This window comes from Elusimicrobium sp., from assembly GCA_015062115.1.
Taxonomy (GTDB): Bacteria; Elusimicrobiota; Elusimicrobia; order Elusimicrobiales; family Elusimicrobiaceae; genus Avelusimicrobium.
This window is the reverse complement of the sequence record SUVG01000006.1, coordinates 16167-32131: the sequence shown is the minus strand read 5'-3', so window position 1 is coordinate 32131 and position 15965 is coordinate 16167. Positions and strand designations below refer to the sequence as shown.

The 15965-nt window shown below is 46.0% G+C and carries 16 protein-coding genes; 4 read left to right on the top strand and 12 right to left on the bottom strand.

The window, feature by feature from the left end; all coding sequences use genetic code 11:
• Window position 1: 1 nt before the first annotated feature.
• The 3 genes from E7027_05440 to E7027_05430 form a co-directional block, all read right to left on the bottom strand.
• Complete coding sequence (locus E7027_05440; GenBank protein MBE6421552.1) at window positions 2-1222, bottom strand: hypothetical protein; 1221 nt, start codon at window positions 1220-1222, stop codon at window positions 2-4.
• Between the two features lie 101 nt (window positions 1223-1323).
• Window positions 1324-2652, bottom strand: a complete 1329-nt coding sequence (locus E7027_05435) for a terminase (GenBank protein ID MBE6421551.1) — start codon at window positions 2650-2652, stop codon at window positions 1324-1326.
• Window positions 2637-3080, bottom strand: coding sequence for a hypothetical protein (locus tag E7027_05430; protein ID MBE6421550.1), 444 nt, complete (start codon window positions 3078-3080; stop codon window positions 2637-2639). Before E7027_05430 ends, E7027_05435 begins: the two co-directional genes overlap by 16 nt.
• A gap of 276 nt (window positions 3081-3356) precedes the next feature.
• Between E7027_05430 and E7027_05425 the strand changes: the two genes are divergently transcribed.
• Complete coding sequence (locus E7027_05425) at window positions 3357-4061, top strand: YggS family pyridoxal phosphate-dependent enzyme (GenBank protein MBE6421549.1); 705 nt, start codon at window positions 3357-3359, stop codon at window positions 4059-4061.
• Window positions 4058-4324: a DUF167 domain-containing protein gene (locus E7027_05420; GenBank protein MBE6421548.1), complete on the top strand. Its 267-nt coding sequence runs from the start codon at window positions 4058-4060 to the stop codon at window positions 4322-4324. The genes E7027_05425 and E7027_05420 overlap by 4 nt, the downstream gene beginning before the upstream one ends.
• Window positions 4325-4465: 141 nt before the next feature.
• Here E7027_05420 and E7027_05415 read toward each other — a convergent pair whose 3' ends face one another.
• Entirely contained in the window at window positions 4466-6181 is a 1716-nt protein-coding gene (locus E7027_05415) for an ATP-binding cassette domain-containing protein (protein ID MBE6421547.1), read from the bottom strand.
• Window positions 6182-6415: 234 nt separating this feature from the next.
• Here E7027_05415 and E7027_05410 point away from each other — a divergent pair, with 234 nt between their 5' ends.
• The gene (locus E7027_05410) at window positions 6416-6793 is read left to right on the top strand and encodes a TraR/DksA family transcriptional regulator (protein ID MBE6421546.1); all 378 of its coding nucleotides are present in this window, start codon (window positions 6416-6418) and stop codon (window positions 6791-6793) included.
• A gap of 102 nt (window positions 6794-6895) precedes the next feature.
• Here E7027_05410 and E7027_05405 read toward each other — a convergent pair whose 3' ends face one another.
• A complete protein-coding gene (locus tag E7027_05405) occupies window positions 6896-7747 on the bottom strand; it encodes an RDD family protein (GenBank protein MBE6421545.1) in 852 nt (283 codons plus the stop codon).
• A 102-nt stretch (window positions 7748-7849) separates the two neighbouring features.
• Window positions 7850-9448: a solute:sodium symporter family transporter gene (locus E7027_05400; protein ID MBE6421544.1), complete on the bottom strand. Its 1599-nt coding sequence runs from the start codon at window positions 9446-9448 to the stop codon at window positions 7850-7852.
• Between the two features lie 219 nt (window positions 9449-9667).
• Here E7027_05400 and E7027_05395 point away from each other — a divergent pair, with 219 nt between their 5' ends.
• On the top strand, window positions 9668-10222 hold the full coding sequence (locus E7027_05395) for a LemA family protein (protein MBE6421543.1): 555 nt from the start codon (window positions 9668-9670) through the stop codon (window positions 10220-10222).
• A gap of 12 nt (window positions 10223-10234) precedes the next feature.
• On the opposite strand, the gene E7027_05390 is transcribed toward E7027_05395, so the two are convergent.
• The 6 genes from E7027_05390 to E7027_05365 all read right to left on the bottom strand — a co-directional run bounded on the left by E7027_05390 (window position 10235) and on the right by E7027_05365 (window position 15962).
• Window positions 10235-11263 carry a hypothetical protein gene (locus tag E7027_05390; GenBank protein ID MBE6421542.1) on the bottom strand — a complete coding sequence of 343 codons (1029 nt, stop codon included), beginning with the start codon at window positions 11261-11263 and terminating at the stop codon, window positions 10235-10237.
• 4 nt (window positions 11264-11267) lie between these two features.
• On the bottom strand, window positions 11268-12326 hold the full coding sequence (locus E7027_05385) for a hypothetical protein (protein ID MBE6421541.1): 1059 nt from the start codon (window positions 12324-12326) through the stop codon (window positions 11268-11270).
• A 5-nt stretch (window positions 12327-12331) separates the two neighbouring features.
• Window positions 12332-13225, bottom strand: coding sequence for a protease (locus E7027_05380; protein MBE6421540.1), 894 nt, complete (start codon window positions 13223-13225; stop codon window positions 12332-12334).
• A gap of 123 nt (window positions 13226-13348) precedes the next feature.
• On the bottom strand, window positions 13349-13915 hold the full coding sequence (locus tag E7027_05375; GenBank protein MBE6421539.1) for a LemA family protein: 567 nt from the start codon (window positions 13913-13915) through the stop codon (window positions 13349-13351).
• Window positions 13916-14155: 240 nt separating this feature from the next.
• Window positions 14156-14680, bottom strand: coding sequence for a prepilin-type N-terminal cleavage/methylation domain-containing protein (locus tag E7027_05370; GenBank protein ID MBE6421538.1), 525 nt, complete (start codon window positions 14678-14680; stop codon window positions 14156-14158).
• 100 nt (window positions 14681-14780) lie between these two features.
• Entirely contained in the window at window positions 14781-15962 is a 1182-nt protein-coding gene (locus E7027_05365) for a S1 RNA-binding domain-containing protein (protein ID MBE6421537.1), read from the bottom strand.
• Between the last annotated feature and the right edge of the window lie 3 nt (window positions 15963-15965).

The window sequence follows — 15965 nt, the reverse complement described above, 5'->3', positions numbered from 1 at the left end:
TTTATTCTTTTTTGCGAGGGGTAAATTCTTTAACCGATACCGGTAAAATTACATTTAAGTCAAAACCAATATGCGGGGAGAAGTCTGTTTCGCCTTCCTTCCAACCCAACACATATCGGTTGGCCACCCGCGCCATGTATGAGGGGTTTTGGCCAAGCAAGTACCCGAGCATACTGTGTTGAAATCCGTTTGTAAATTGAATCACATAGGGTTGCAAATGACGCAATTTTTCCGAGATGGAATAAAAGCGGGTTTTATCCACATGTGCGTTGCCTGCGTGGACGATAAACACGGCTTCGGGGTCTTGCATGCTCACCCGTTCTATTACCGGCTCTATCACTTTTGCCCAGGCTTCGTTTCTTTCAGCCAGGCTCAATAAACAAGCATTGGCCGTTACAAAATCAAGCCCGCAGGCGCGGTCTGCCTTATGTGTCATGGCAGAATTTTCAAGCCCGTATATTTCTACTCCGCTGGTAATGGCTTGCAAATTGATAAGAGAACGGCGATAGTCGGGGTTTTCCGTCCAAAAATCAGCCGGCACGGGTTCGCCTTCCCGCCAATAACCGCGTATGGAACTGGGTAAAAACTCGCTGAATAAAATAACCCTGCGTTTGGGATACGCAGCTTGGTAGGTTTGCAAAAAAGAAGCAAGTTCGCGTTGGATACCGGGACGGTAATGCATTTCTCCCAACAAAATCACCCGCGGGTCTTTTTTCTGCACAAATGTCATATAATCTTGTGCGGAGGCCGACGAAGAAACCCGAAGGGTTTTCAAAATTTCCGCCCGGTTCTCGTTTACAAATTTGGTTCTTTTCTTGAAGAAAGATACACTACTTTCCATCAAATCGTTGTTTTTCATAGCGAAGGAAGTATTGGCCGGGAGGAACGGATAGAGACTGAGAAATAATTGTTGCTCCGACGAAGAAAGCGGAGAATTAAGCAAAAGACGGGCTTGTAAACGAACCGATTTATCCAATAAAGCCGAGCGGGAAACGGAAGCCAGTTTTACGGGAGTACGAATCCCTTGGGAAATAGGCACCACACTTACAGCATTTTTCCTTCCCAACAAAAGGGCTTCTTCCATCAACACATCAATCGATACGGAGGCAGACGGCTTGGCAATGACGGCCTTTCCTCCCTGAACAAGGGCGCGCTTCGGCCCTCCCGCCCACGCGGAAGAAGCCAAAACCATCACGCAAACCGCACCCAAAAATTTTTTCATAGTTTCCTCTATAATTAGCCTATCTTTTTTAGCAGAAAAAAAACAGTGTCTTTAGACCCAAAATTGCTGACCTAAAAGACCTATGTAAAAATAGGCCTGTTTCAAAACAATTTGTATTCGCTGGCGGCAAACTCCGGCCCGTTTTGAAAAACGGCCTGAACCGGGAAGGCAAAGGTAAGGGCCAACGCGTCTGCCAAATCGGGGCTTTTTCCGCAACGCTCTTTGATTTTTTCCTTTGCTTCCAAACGAAGGCGGCCCGCCGAGTCAAATTCGTAACAAACTTGGCATAAATCCGCCTTCAATTCAGCATGTTGCGGCAGGGATCCGCCTGTTTTTATCCATCGGGCCATTTCCCCCCACATTTCGGCACGCTTATTGGCATACTGTCCCGCGCGCAACGGAGTAGAACCGAAAGGGACTTCCGTCACCGAAAAACCCAGTTGACGCAAGCGGTCAATCACCCCTCCGCCACACCCGGCATCAATAAACACTCCTTGAGGCCGGAAGGCTTGTATTTGTTGTGCCACCCGTTCGGCCAGAGCCATATTGTCCAACTGCCGAAAGACAAACGGCTCAAAAGCTTTTAAGCCTTGACGAAGGAAAATGACACTGCGGTCGTCCCCGAAGCGGGCCGGATCCACCCCCATTACCCGCGGAGAGAAACGCAACTCCGCAGAAGCATAACTGCGTGAACAGGCGGCAAGCACCGAATCAATGGGAATCAGTACATTTTCCGCACTGGCCGTAAAATCACACAGGTATTCCTGGCGAAAAATCGTCTGCGGGGTTTCCCGCGAAAGACGGGTCAGTTCCTTTGGGCTAATAACCCCGCTTTCATCTGCACGAAAAACACCCACCCACCAGGTGTCCGGTTCCTCGAGGGCTGCTTTTTGGGCCCGGCTAAAGAGTTCATAAAAGGCATTTTGGCCTTTGGGGGTACCCATAAAAACGGCCCAGCCTTCGCGAGACAAAAGCATCGGGCGGACAATTTCGGTAAAAACATCGGGCTTGATTTGGGCATATTCGTCCAATACCACTCCGTCGGCATAAGTACCGCGCAAAGCGTCCGGATTGTCTGCGCCGCACACCCAAATGCGGGCACCCGTAGGCAAATGCACACACAACTCGCTTTCGTTCACCGTTACCTGCGGCAAAGGGCCACAATAACGCTTTACATAGTCCCACGCAATCATTTTGGCTTGTTTTAAGAAGGGGGCAATATAAAAATACCGAGCATGAGGCCGCGTATTCTGTAATGCTTTTTTAAGCAGATGGTTCACCGCACAGACCGTTTTGCCCAGTTGGCGATGAGTAACCAACACACAAAAACGGTGGTTTTCTAACTGTTGGTGAATAGCCGCCTGAACAGGGCGCGGGCGGTAGGGAATTGTTATCTTCCCCGCAGGAGAAGTGATTATTTTTCTTCCCATGTAATCACCAACGGCCCCGTGGAAGAAGGGTCTTCTTTCCCGTCCTTCCAACCCAGTAAATTTTTTGCCGTAAACATGGCAAAAGAGGAAGAATAATTCCCCCGCAGGCTGTTTTGGATAAGGATATTGCTTTGCAAATCACGCGCTTTTTGACAGGCCTGTGCAAAAGCGGGATACTTCTTTTCCCACCCGTTTAGCACCGCACAGGTAGTACCCATTTTTTTGGCAAAAGCAGCAAAAGTAGGCAATTCGCAAGCCGTTTCCAATAACGAAATGCTGCCGTCTCGCTTTTGCACTTCCGTAATGCGAAACGGCGGAATATCGAAGAAACGCAGCAGTTCTTCGCAAAATTCCGTTCGATAACCCAAAACGGCTGTTTTTTTCCGTGTAATCCCGATGCTAGAAGAAGATTTTTTTGAGGAAGGCATAAAAACTCCGCCAAACAGTAACAGGCGGCAAGCCGCCTAAACTAGATTGAATTTTCGGGAAACAAAAAGAAAAGGATAAAAAAATTACAAACCGCCGAATTGCGTTTTGTAATTATAATATATTATAGCATAAATAAATTTATTTTGTCAATCTTTTTTAAGATTTTCGACGCCCCACCTCCTCAAAAAGCCGGGCAACCCCTCCTTGAAAAACAGTAGGAAACAAAAACTGACAGATTAAAGTAAATTTTGATATAATATGTCAAGGGGTTTTTTATGACCAGGGAAGAATTGCTCCTTCAAAACTATCAACAAATTAACCTTGCCCTGCAATCCGCGTGCCGAATTTCCGGCCGCAAGCCCGACGAAGTATCCCTGCTGGCCGTTACCAAGTATGCGGCGGACAGCGATGTACTTTTCCTGCTGGAAAAAGGGCTTATTACTCATGTGGGAGAGTCTCGCGTGGGACAAGCCTGGGCCCGTTGGAAAAACCCTGCTTTTGCCAAGTTTCCCGTTGTAAAACATTTTATCGGGCACTTGCAAAAAAACAAAGCGGCCAAAGCCGCCGAACTCTTTGATTTTATAGACTCGTTGGATAGTTTTTCTACGGCACAGGCCCTTGAAAAACATCTTCCGGCGGGAAAAATGATCCGCGCACTTGTGCAGGTAAAGTTAACAGACCGGGAAACTCAGTCCGGCCTGCCCCTACCCGAAGCCCGCCAACTGGCTAGCCGGTTAAAAACGCTTCAGCGGGTGCGTGTATGCGGATATATGGGGATTGCTCCCCAAGGGGCCCCGGAGGCCGATTTGCGCCGTCTGTTCAGGCAGGTAAACGATGCTTTTAAGCAAGATTTTCCGGTTGGAACGGAGCGCTATCTTTCTTTGGGTATGAGTGAAGATTTTACCGTGGCGGTGGAAGAAGGGTCTTCCCTGCCGCGCATTGGCAGCGGTTTGTTTGCCAAAAATTTGGAGGTTTTATGATTATTAAGGTCCGTTTGATCCCCACCGCGGGACGCAGTGAAGTAATTAGCCGCATCGGCAGTGTTCTGCGCGTAAAAATTAAAAGCAAAAAAGTAGATGATGATCCCGCAAACGCCCTTATGAAAACCTTCCTGTCTGATTTCTTCAATGTTTCCGAAGAAAGCATCATCATTGTGAAAGGTGCAAAAGGGAAGGAAAAAACGGTAGAAGTGCGCGATAAAAGTGAAGAAGAACTCCGCAAAATTATGGATTCTATCCCCTAATTTTTGTTGTATGTTCCCTACAAACCCGGGCTTGGAGAAATCCAAGCCTTTCTTTTTTGTACGAAAGAAAACTCTTCTTTTCAGGCCGAACAAAAACCCGGTCTGCCTAACGGCAAACCGGGTTTCTTATTCAAAACCGGCTCAGGACGCTTTCTTTTTGAATTGGGCATTATACAAGGCCGCATAAGCCCCGTTTTTCACTTTCAAAAGTTCCTCGTGGGTACCGCTTTCCACTGCACGCCCTTCGTTAAGCACCACAATTTTATCCGCATTTACAACCGTGGATAAACGGTGAGCAATCACAAATACGGTGCGGTTCTTCATCAGGTTATCCAAAGCTTTTTGCACCACGGCTTCGGATTTGTTATCCAAAGCGCTGGTGGCTTCGTCCAAAATAACGATAGGCGCCTGGCGGATAAAAGCACGCGCGATAGCCACCCGTTGGCGTTGACCGCCGGAAAGGCTTACGCCGCGTTCGCCGATAGTGGTATCCAGCCCGTCCTTTAAGGTAGAGATAAAATCGCTTAAATGGGCGTTTTTGACCGCTTCCTGCAGGTCTTTTTCCGTGGCACCCGGGCGACCAATCATGATGTTATCGCGCAAGGTTCCCGAAAATAGGAAATTATCTTGGAACACTACGGCAATTTGGTCGCGCAAGGACTTAAGCGCAAAATCTTTCACATTAACACCGTCCACGGTAATGCTTCCTTTTACCACATCATAAAAGCGAGGCAACAAGTTTACTACCGTAGATTTTCCCCCTCCGGAATTACCGACGAGCGCCACCGTGCTGCCCACCGGGACAGAGAGGTTAAAATCTTTCAGTACAAATACATCGGGTTTATAGGAAAACCACACATTATTAAAGGAAATTTCTTTCTTCACTTCCGTTAATTCTTTCGCATTGGGAGCATCATAAATTTCCGTTTTGATATCAAAAATTTCGTAGATGCGGTCAATAGCCAAGAAGGCTTGTTTGATTTCTATGTACTTATCCCCCATGCTCTTTACCGGGTGATAAAGCATCAGCAACGCCGCCACAAACGAAGTAAAGTTACCGCTGGTAATGGTTCCGTCCACAATCATGGAACTACTCTGCCAGAACACAAGAGCCAACCCCAAAGAAACGATAAAGTGCATCACAGGCGACAACCAACCCGTATGCTTTACCATACCCATATTGAGCGAGAATACCTGATCCATCAAGCGGTTAAAGCGCTCTTTTTGGTCATCTTGTAAGTTGTAAGCCGCAATGGTGCGGTTTCCGTTGAAAGTTTCGTTGTAGGCGCGCATCGCCACGGAACCGACTACAACCGTATTACGGACGAGTTCGGTCAGTTTCTTGCGCACTACATAAATAAGCGCCCCCGCCACGGCAAACGAACCGATAGCCGTTAAGGTCAGTTGCCAAGAGTTATAAATCAGCACACAAACCAAAGTAACGGAAGAAAACAACCGGGTAAGCAAAAGACGCAAGTTGTTAATGAGGGAGTTACAGGCGGTGTCCGCGTCGTTATTATAACGCATCATCACATAGCCGGAATCGGTAGAATCAAAATAAGCGGTATGCATGCCCAAAAGTTTATGAAAAAGTTTTTTGCGTACGCTTAAGGTAATTTTACTTCCCACCCAAGTGTTAATATACTTCACCAAATAGGTTAGAATACTTTGCAAAAGAACGAACCCGATAATAGCAATCGGAATATAAGCAGCCAGTTGCGCATTTTTATCTACAAGCACATCATCGGTGTAGTACTTCATAAAAAGCGCGATGGTACCGTCTAACGCGCCAACGGGCAACGCCAGCGTAAGCCCCAACACGGCACGGAACCAATAGGGCTTAATAAAAGGCCACATTCTTTTGTAGTTAACGATAAAAGGATTCGCCATGATGAGTTCCCCCACCGGGCGGGTTAAAAATTTTTTCATAAATTCTCCCTAAAAAAACAACCTCTTTTTATTATAACAATTCGGTAGCGCTTTATTTCATTTTCCGGGCTTGAAAAAGAAATCTTACTTTGCTAAACTAATCAAACAGTGTAATGAAACAAACCGTTTCAAACACGCCGATTTTAGACCGAGGTTTTGTATATGGCTATCAAAAAAATAAGTAAAGAATCTTTAACCGCTGCCGAATTAAAAGAAATCAAAAAACATTTGGAAGAAATGAAAGAGGAAGCCCTTGCCCGCTTGAAAGATAAGAAAAATATGGATATGCCCGAAGCCGAAGTGGGCGACCCGATTGACGATGCTTCCCGCAGTTTGGATAAAGAAATTTTATTTGAACTTTCCGGTAATGCCCACAATACCATCGAACAAATCGAAGCGGCCTTGCGCAAAATCGATAAAGGCATTTACGGCACTTGCGAATACTGCCGCCAGCCGATTCCCAAAAAACGCATCAAAGCGTTGCCGTTTGCCCGCTATTGCGTCAACTGCCAAACCTCCAGCGAAAAGAACCGCGAATAATCTTTATAACGCTACAACAAGAACCCCTGCAAATATCCGCAGGGGTTTTTTATAGCAGAAAAACCGCCCCGAACGGAGCGGTTTTTGTAATTTTACAAACAATTATTTTGATTCAAAATAAACAGGAGTACGCTTACTGTCCCGCGCCACGCCACTGATTTTATAGCCGGTTTTGTGTACCCCGATCTTAAAACCGCGAGGTTGAAGGGCTTTGCGCGTATCCCGTTGAAATTGGACGGGATCGCCCGACAACAGAGAAAGGCGCAACAAATCGTTGGTATAGTAACCGTAGCGGGAGTAGTGGGCTTCTTCCAACATAGCGATTTTTTGCAAGTGGTCTTCGGCTTTTCTGATGTAGTAAGCCCCGCCGGATAAGTATTGGGTACAGGCCACCGCCACAAAAGCAACGATTAAAAGCATACCCAACATATTGGTAGCAGCTTTTTCCAAAAAAGATTTTTGACGAATCTGCACCACTACGCTTCCGCCCAAAAAATCGTGGAGCGCACGGCGGCGTTCTTCAAAAAACGCAAAGAAAAAACCGCCGAAAAACAACACCGCGCTGATGTAGTACCCAATCGCACGCAGAAAAGCGTGGAAAAAGGAAATAGGGCCGCTTAAATCTTTTTTTACAACGGCAATCCCTATCAAACTTTTACCTAAAGTAACACGATCTCTGCAAGACAAGACGGTTTCATACAAAATAAATGCCAGATTGATGCCTACAAAAACGGATATAATCTGCCACAATTCCGCGTTCGGGCCCATCAGTTTGATAATCAATCCGCCAATCAACTGTGCCGGGAAAAATACCACCCCGTAATCAATCAGCAAAGCCACAAAGCGTTCGGTAATAGTGGCGTATTTTACTTCGGGTTCTTTTGGTTCGGTTTGAGCCGCGGAAACTACTTGCGGAATTTCCGGCTCCATAATGTTAATGCGTTTTTCGTTCATAAAAGGGTTACCTCTCTTTACATTATTATAACAAGTTTTTACGAACGCGAAATAAAAACGGACGGGAAATTTTCCCGTCCGTTTTTAGTGTTAAACCGGTGTTTAGGCGGCAATCCCCATAGAGGAGAACAATACATACACGCCAAACACACAAAGCACAATGGCAATGCTTACCACCACCCCCATATTCCACGGGGTGGTATCCACTACTTTTAAGTCTTTGTTGTCGTCATAGCGGTTTTGCGTAGGCCACAGTTTGCCGGTGATGTACATAAAAACAATGGACACCACAAACAAAATAGCCAAGATATGCAGGAAGTGCAAGTCCGTTTTGATGACGCCCAACTGCGTAAGACCGTAACCGATCATAAAGAAAATTAAGGTTACTTTGGCCGACCAGGCAGGTGCGGTTTTGTTGAGCATACCGAAGATGATTAAAGTGAAAATCGGTACGTTATAAAAACCGTTTACCATTTGCAGGTAGTTAAATAATCCCTGCGGAGCCATGGCAATAAGCGGGGCCACACACATAGAGAAAATGGCCAGCAAAATGCCCACATATTTCCCTTTGGTAACGAGTTCGTGGTCGGTGGCACTCGGTTTAATAAGCGGTTTATAGACATTTAACATAAACAGCGTGGAAGTAGAGTTAAGCGCCGCATTAAACGAACTTAAAATCGCACCGAACAGCACCGCCGCAAAGAAACCGATTAAATAAACCGGAAGTACTTTGTTGACCAACATGGGGTAAGCCATATCGCCGACTTTTAACGGATTATCCTGGAAGATATGGAAGGCCACAATGCCGGGGATAATCAGGTACAACGGCCCGAAAAGTTTGAAGATAGCCGCCAAAAGAAGCCCTTTTTGACCTTCTTTTAAGTTTTTAGCGGCAAGAGCGCGTTGGATAATGGTTTGGTTGCAACCCCAATAGAACAAGTTTACCAGGAACATACCCGTAAACATGGTGGCAAACGGCACAGGGTCTTTCGGCCCGCCGATAGCGTTGAATTTTTCGGGGTGCGCGTTGACTACTTCAGTCAAACCGCCGATAATATTTCCGTCACCCACATAAGACAACGCAAAGAGCGGCACCATTAACCCGCCGATAATAAGCCCGATACCGTTTAATGTATCGGCAATGGCCATAATGCGAAGGCCGCCGAAAATAGTGTACAAACAGCCCAAAATACCAATCGCCACGACCACTACGATAATGGACATCATCTCGGAAAGGCCGAAGGTTTCCATGATGTTAAAAATACCGCCCATGCCGATGGCACCGGAATAAAGTACCGTAGGCAAGAGAATTAACACATACCCGGCCAAGAACAGAAAGTTTACAAACTGTTTGGTTCCGGCATCATAGCGTTCGCCCACAAAATCCGGAATCGTGGCATAACCTTTCTTCAAATAGCGGGGTAAAAAGAAAAAGGCTACGATGATGAGTGCCAAGGAAGCACCTACTTCGTAACCCATGCCGGACATATTGAACATATATCCCTGCCCGTTTAGCCCCACCATTTGTTCGGTGGAAAGGTTGGTAAGCAGTAACGAAGCCGCAATTACCCACCCGGTGAGTCCTCTTCCGGCTAAAAAGTAGCCTTCCGAGGAGGAAGCATCTTTTTTTCTGGTCAGGTAATACGATAAGCCCAACACCAACGCCGTAAACCCGACAAACGACACAATCGTCAGCAACATGAATCCTCCGTGATGATGAATAGTCCCTAAATTTCCGGCTTTGGAGCCGGTACTTCCGTTACAAACACAACTTTTTGCACTGTCCCTTACGACAGGGACTCCGCCTGGCGGTCCCTTGATTTTCGGCGGTTTAATTTTATACTTTAGTAGTAAGACGGGTCGCTACTTTCATTTTAGTTATAATAAGAAAAATAGTCAACTTCGGGGAGGTCAAAAAAAATGATTATTTGGTTTATCTTCGGCGCAATGTGTATGTTAGTGGTTTTGTTGATGTTAGCCTACTTAAAATTTATGTCCTTAAACCAAGCCGCCAAAACGGCTTGGCAACAACTGGATAATAACATGAAAAACCGCGCGGAACTTATCCCCAGCCTATCTCTTTCCGCCGCCGCATTTGAAGAACTGGAACGCTCTTTTATCTACGAACTGAGCCACATGAAGGAAGCCTGCCGCGAAGCCCGCTCTCTGCAGGAACGGGTGGTTTGCGAAAATGAGATTACCCAAAAGTTCAAAAAGGTCTTTACCGCGGCCATGAAACACCCCGAAATGAAGGAAGACGAACACTTTATCAAGTTACAGGAAAGTATTATCCAGGCAGAACGCAAGGTTCAAAACTCTAAACGCAAATACAACAGCGCGGCGAGAGATTTTAACACCATTACTTCTATTATCCCGCTTAATCTAATTGCCAAAATGTTTGAATTGGAACCTTACGAATATTTCGATTTCGATTCCAGCCTGAAAGAAGACAAAAATGAAAAACTCCCCGCTTAAGCCGGGGAGTTTTTATTTGGTTTGCAGAAATAAACTGTCCATATCGTTTAGCGCATGGATACGCTCCCCCACCGGAGGGTGTGCTTTACCGATACCGCTAAGGCGCTCAAAAAAAGTAGGTTTTGCATGGGGATTTTCAATACACATTGCCCCCACCAGATTCAAACGATCCAGCGTTTCCAAACGGCTATCTTCGCTGATGCGCCACAAGGCTTTGGCAAGCCCCTGCGGGTTGCGCGTAAGCAAAACCGCCTCGGCATCAGCCAAAGCCTCCCGTTCGCGGGATAAAGCCAACCGAATCATCGGGGCTACAAAATAACCGTACGCCATTAAAGCAAGGCCTACCGGCAACAAAAAAGGCGGCATACGGAAAACTGTATTGTCTATTTTGGGATCTCCGGTTAAATTTTCTTTTTCCGTTCCGTAAACAAACATTTCTCCCGCAAAGGTAAAGAAGGCCAAACAGGTAATCAGCACTGCCATCACGCGCGTATCGTAATTACGAATATGCACCAATTCGTGGGCCAAAACTCCTTCCAGTTGGGGACGATCCAACTTTTCCAAAATCCCTTTGGAAAGAATAATGGCCGAGTGTTCCGGGCAAACCCCTACGGAAAAAGCATTTAACGAGTCATCGTTTAATTCGTATAAATCAGGCAGGGGCATTCCGGCCGTGATGCATAAATTTTCCAATGCCGTACAGGCATCAAAATGATCCAACTTAAAAATAGGGCGGATACCGGGAATATACTTAAGCACTACACTTCCCCCGTCTTTTATGGCAATACGCGCCCAAAAAGCAGACAAAACAAAACAAATAGGAAGTACTATCTTACACCACTCATGCGCGGCTACAAAAGCAGATTGCAAAATTTCTTTCCACACGATTTCTCGGGATATATCCAAATAATAAAAAACCGTTCCTGCCGAATGAAAAAACATAATTACCAAAAAGGCAAATAACGTAAAAGAAACAGGAAACATAGCCGCTAAAATTAAACTGCGGCGTTTATTTTTTTTAATATATTCGTAAGCAAGCATAGTGTTAAATTCTTCCGTCCATTTCCTTAAGTGCTAAAATGCGTTTTTCCACAGAAGGATGCGTTGCATTTAAGCCTGAAATTTCCATAATTAGCGTACTTTTTTCGCGCGGATTTAACACGCAAAGCCCCGCCAAACTGGGATGCAAATCTAATAACTCCACGCGGCTATCTTGCCGCATTTTTTCCAAAGCACTGATAAAAGCCTCGGCGTTACGGTTAATCAAGACCCCCTGAGAGTCGGCCCAAAAAGCAGCCTGCCTGGAAACAGCAAACCGCATCAGCGGTGCCACAAATGCTCCCAACACCCAACAGCCCACTCCTACCAATAAAAAGAAGATACTACCTATTACCCCTCTCTTGGGAAGAATAGCGGAAGCAAAGCAAGTCTCTGCCAAAAAACTTAAAAATAAAGCCGTTGTTAAGCCGGCAAGCCACAATTTGGTATTGCCCAGTTTAATATGGGCAACCTGCTGGGCCAGCACTGCCTCCAACTCCGCCCCGCTTAATTTTTCCAGCAAACCGCTTGTTACCGCCAAGGCGATATTTTCTTTGCCTACCCCGGCGGTAAATGCGTTCAGGGAATCGTCCAACACCAGATAGATTTTTGGGGGAGGCAGGCCGGCTGTCTTACAGATAGTAGTAACCCGGCGGTAAAGGTCTAAATGTTCTTTTTCTTGCAAGCGTACGGCATGAGCCGCACTTAAAGTCAAACACTCGCCATACCTGTAACCGCCCAAGACCCACAAACAGGCGAAAATAAACCCAAGAAGCATACTCCGCCAAGCAAAGGCAGGCGCAACTTCCTTCATTTCATCCGTGATAAAAAGCGGTTCTTCTATGATGATTTCGTGAGTGTCCGGGAAAATAGTATTACAGATTTTAGCGGCAACTGTTTTGGACAGACGGCCCCAAAAATTATTTTCCTTCTGGGAAGCCGTATGAGCTAATCCAATGCCATACCCCACCCCCCAACTAACGGCTAACGAAAAGAGCACAAACACCGTCGCCAGCAAAAACATACGGCGGGAGTTAGAAGCCGCATAGTCATAAGCCGTGTACATAACAGTTAAATTCTTCCGTCCATTTCTTTCAGAGCGGCAATACGCGCTTCAATAGGAGGGTGAGTGGCCCAAAGCCCGCTTATTAAGGAAAAAAACCGCGCCGACCCTAACGGGTTTGCAATACACATAGCGGCCACCGTTTCGCGGTTATCCAATGCTTCCACGCGAGGGTCTGCCGAAATTTTACGCAAAGCGGAGGCCAATGCGCCCGGATTACGCGTCATAAGGGCCGCGCTGGCATCGGCTTGATACTCGCGTGTGCGGGAAACCGCCAAACGAATCAAGGGGGCCACAATGTAACCGTAAATCGTCAGCATGATACCTATAACCAAGAAAAACACCGCATTATTCCCCTTATCCTTTCCGCTTCGTCTGCTGGAAGAAGCCGCCATACGAAAGCAAATTTCCGCCAATAGTGTAAAAAAGGAAATACCCGCCACAACCAAAAGCATCAAGCGGATATCGCGGTTTTCCACATGGGCCAGTTCATGCGCAATAACGCCTTCCAATTCTGCCCTATCCAACTTTTGAATAATGCCGGTTGTCAGCGCAATAATGGCATGGTCCGGGTCACGGCCGGTAGCAAAGGCGTTAAGCGAGGGATCTTCCATGATATAGATTTTAGGAACGGGCAAGCCTCTGGTAATACAGAGGTTTTCCACCAAACGGTAGATTTCAGGATTGTCAGCACGGCTGATTTCCTTCGCTCCCGTACCGGAAAGCACAATCGGTGCCCCAACGTACCACGAAACATACAACCATATCATGGCCCCCAACCACACAAAAGGCAACACATAAGCCAACGAAGTGCTTACACTGGCCGTTATCGGTGCTGAGGCCGCCATCATATCTACCGTTTGTGCGGTTTGCGCGGAAGACGCATTAACTCCTCCAAACAAATAGCAAATACAGCGTTATCCAAGCCAAAATAGCCAAAGAAACGGGAAAAAACAAAACAAGCAGCGCAGTGCGCCACTTGTTTTGACTAATATGTTCGTAAGTCGTAGCCATAAAAGGCCCTCTTAAAATTGCACTTTAACGGCTTGGCGGGCAGCCTGTTCCGAATCGTCCAATTCAAAGAACTCTTTCTTTTCAAAGTGGAAAAGAGAGGCCACAATGTTGCTGGGGAAGAGTTCAATTTTGGTATTGTAAGACATTACATTTCCGTTGTAAAAACGACGGGCGGCCTGTAATTTGTCTTCCGTATCGCGCAGTTCGCGTTGAAGTTCCAAAAAGTTGGTGTTGGCTTTTAATTCCGGATAGTTTTCCGACAAGGCAAAAATAGATTTAAGCGCGCCGGAAAGAACCGTTTCGGAAGCGGCAATTTCTTTCAAATTTCCTTTCGGAATCGCCATGGCCATATTGCGGGCTTGGATTACTTTTTCCAAGGTACCGCTTTCGTGTTTGGCGTACCCTTTCACCGTTTCCACTAAGTTAGGAATCAGGTCATAGCGGCGTTTCATTTGCACTTCAATATCGCTCCACGCCTCTTGCACACGTACACGCAACACAACAAACCCGTTATAGGTCGTCACAACATACACGGCAAAGACCGCCACTAATATCCCGACAATTAACAATCCACTCATTTTTTCTCCTTTTTGATGATTATTTTGACAAATCACAACCCCTAAAATATTTCGCCCTTACAGAACGATACTTTTATTATAAATTTCCGTTACAAACTTGTAAAGTATTTTTTACGATTTACAACAAACAAAAAACACGCAGGCAGAAATATCCTTTCTTTGTTAGTTTTCCATCAGAAAATTGGGGCGCAAAAAACCCGGAAACAAAATTTGTTCCCGGGTTTTGATTCATGCTAAAAACTATAAGGCATATATATTGGGAGCCCCCACAATTTCAGAAAAATATTTGAAGGTTTCCCCACTCACTAAAGTTCCCCCCATGCTTTTGCATACTTTATTTGCGGTTTCATCTGTTTTTACGGCTAAACAACGAATAGCCCCGGGGTGATCGGAATGCTGGAGCCAAATGGCATACCCCACCTTTACCTGCTTATTCGCCGCCAACACATTGGGGACGCCATAATCTAATAAATCATACATAACATTGTTGGGACAATGGTTCCCGCCCGTGGTGCCTGCTTGCGTACAGCCGGGAGGCACTTGGATATCAAACCCGAAGTCGGTAGAAGAATCATCAGGCGGATAAGCCCCGTTGGAAAGACGGTAGAGTTCCAACGCATTGGCCATGCTTTTTACCACCGGAATAAGAGAACTAATCCGGCTTTTGGCCACCGCAACTTGGTACTGCGGAAGGGCCACCGCCGACAAAATACCAATAATCAATACGACTACCAATAATTCTATTAAAGTGAAACCTTTTTTCATTTATTTCTCCTAAAAAGATTTTTCATCTCTAATCACAAGTATAACAAAAAAAGCCCCGCTTTGTGCGGGGCTTTTTAACTGCGTCAATTCTATATCTAACTTAGTTGTTTTCTTCTTCCGTTTTGAAAGAATCTTGCAAGAGTTGACCCAAGGTCGGGCGCGGGGCTTGTTTCAAGTATTGAGCCACCACTTTGCGGTTTTGAACTTGGTCGTATTTCTTAACGGAGAGGTTCACCGTGAAGGTTTCCGGATCCACACCTACTACGAGGGCAGTAATCGTATCGCCTTCTTTAGCGGTAAAATCGCGGCCCATTTCGAAGGGGTTGATGAAACCTTTGGTGTTGTTTTTGCCGATGGTGCATTCTACGCCGTTTTCAGCGTCCACTTTGGTAACCAAAGCTTTAACGGAACTTTTGTACGGATAGCGGCGTTTCAAAGCATCAGCGGGGTTAAGGAACAACTGTTTCAAACCGAATTCCAAGCGCGGGGTTTCTTTGTCCAAGTTTAACAATTTGGCTTTCAAGCGTTGACCGCGGCGGAAGTTGGCAATGGCGGTTTCCGGTTCCTTCCAGGCGATATTTTCCAAGGTTACCACCCCTTCAATACCGTGGAAGCGGAGGAACAATTTTTCTTTGTCCACTTTGGAAACCACTACGCGAAGCACATCACCTTCTTTGATTTCGCCGAGGACTTGTTCGCGGCGGACGGCTTCATCTTCTTCCAAAACTTGTTTGCGGGAAACGATAAGTTTTTGTTTTTCTTTGGCAAATTCTACGATTTGCGCTTTGATTTTGGCACCTACGGGCAAGTAGTGTTTGTAGGCAGTGTGGAGTTCGGAAAGGGAAAGCGGCATAAAACCGTTTACACCGAACACTTCTACAATGTAACCGCCTTTAACGCATTGTACGATAGTACCTTTCACGCGTTCTTTGGCTTCGTAGGATTTTTTGCAAATATCCCAGCCCAAAAATTCCAAGGCTTTTTTGTGGGAAAGGATAGAAGGTCTTTCGTCGCTACCGCGTTTTACGAGCACGACGGAAACACTGTCCCCCACGGCGGGCAAGGTTTTGCCTTCAAATTCGGACACGGCAATCGCACCTTCTTTTTTGGCGCCGGTATCCACTAAAATATAATCTTGGTTAATCTGTACAACCGTTACATCTACAATTTCTTTTTTGTACAACTTCTCCGATAAAGACTCTTGCTGCGCAATTAACTGATCCATCGTCATTTCTTGTTCGTTAATTGTTTCTTCCGTTTGTTTGATTTCTTCGTTTGTCATAAG